The following is a 231-nucleotide window of genomic DNA, read 5'->3' as shown; positions in this document are numbered from 1 at the left end:
GCAAAATGCAGCTGGAAAAAAACACGACCTATACCGTATCGTTTAAGCACAAGGCGGTGACAGCCACCAACGGTTTTTACTACTTTGTCGCGCGGAGTGAGGAAGAAGACCGGGATTTCGGTTGGACGTCGTGGACAGATCCAGCGGGAACGGTGGGGAGTAAAGTGGTGACCTTCACGACGGGATCGAAAAACAAATACCGGTTACTCTGGGGAATGAATCAGGGTGGGG

At 51.9% G+C, this 231-nt stretch carries 1 protein-coding gene; it reads left to right on the top strand.

Going from position 1 to position 231, the window contains the following annotated elements:
- Positions 1-231: hypothetical protein (locus LRL21_RS45395; RefSeq protein ID WP_240422270.1), on the top strand; the 231-nt coding region annotated here is incomplete at both ends.

Source organism: Paenibacillus periandrae, from assembly GCF_022458865.1.
In the GTDB taxonomy this organism is placed as follows: domain Bacteria; phylum Bacillota; class Bacilli; order Paenibacillales; family NBRC-103111; genus Paenibacillus_S; species Paenibacillus_S periandrae.
The sequence above is the reverse complement of the archived record's forward strand: the minus strand, read 5'-3'. Positions and strand labels throughout refer to the sequence as shown.